Source organism: Oleiphilus sp. HI0086, from assembly GCF_001635225.1.
Genome location: NZ_LWFZ01001495.1, coordinates 1 through 956, shown reverse-complemented (window position 1 = coordinate 956; position 956 = coordinate 1). Strand labels below are relative to the sequence as shown.

Genomic DNA, 956 nt, shown 5'->3' with positions numbered 1-956 from the left:
AAGCTGCTATTGCTGGCATCAATGACGCATTTTCTGGCAAGGGGCCACAGATTCCTGGCGAAGAAATTAATGCGGCGTTTCAAGTGATTCAGACTCAGGTTGAAGCAGAGAAGCAAGAGCAAGCTAAGAAGTTTGCGGGTGAAGGTGAAGCTTTCTTGGCAGAGAATGCTAAGCGTGATGAAGTGACGGTTCTAGAGTCCGGTCTTCAGTACGAAGTAATCACTGCCGGTGAAGGTGATATACCAACAGCTGAAAGTGTTGTAAGCACTCACTATCGTGGTACCTTGATCGACGGTAAGCAGTTTGATAGCTCATATGACCGTGGCGAACCAGCTCAATTTCCTGTTGGTGGCGTGATTGCTGGTTGGACTGAAGCACTTCAGCAAATGAAAGTGGGTTCTAAGTGGAAGCTATACATTCCATATCACCTTGCTTATGGCGAAGCAGGTGCTGGCGCCGATATCGGCCCATACCAAGCTTTGGTATTCGATATCGAGTTGCTAGAAATTGTTGGCTAGATAAATAGCTTTCCCTCATGCGTCTCGCTACGCATGAGGTTCAATATCTTTATACTCTCCCCCCCTCAAAGCCTTACCCTTTGTTAATCCTGCTCCCTTTCTCTGGGGCTATGATATTCTTGCATTAACTGCTCTTGGCAGAAAATTATTTACTGATTTCAAATGGTCAGCGCTTTCCAAAGGAATTTTCCATGAACGCATTGGTAAACAGGGCTTTAGCCTTCCTATTACTTGTATTTGTTTCTCACGCCGCACCCCTGATGGCTAAAGGTTTGAGTATCGAGGAAGCGAAGCAGTTTCTTCATGACTCTGGCTTGAGTGAGTTGATTGCTTCTTTGCCTGATTCTATGGGGCAGCAGCTTGATATGAAACGTTTGTCAGTCAATAGTTCCGTCAGTTTTGAAAAGACCAGTGCGGCCGTGACTCATGCAGCGAAAA

Annotated in this window: 2 protein-coding genes; both read left to right on the top strand. The window is 45.9% G+C overall.

Annotation, left to right across the window (positions count from 1 at the left end; all coding sequences use genetic code 11):
* Positions 1 to 518 (top strand): FKBP-type peptidyl-prolyl cis-trans isomerase (locus A3756_RS25345; RefSeq protein ID WP_068555000.1); only part of this gene is annotated, 518 nt, incomplete at its 5' end.
* A gap of 191 nt (positions 519 to 709) precedes the next feature.
* Positions 710 to 956: hypothetical protein (locus tag A3756_RS25340; RefSeq protein WP_156490767.1), on the top strand; the 247-nt coding region annotated here is incomplete at its 3' end.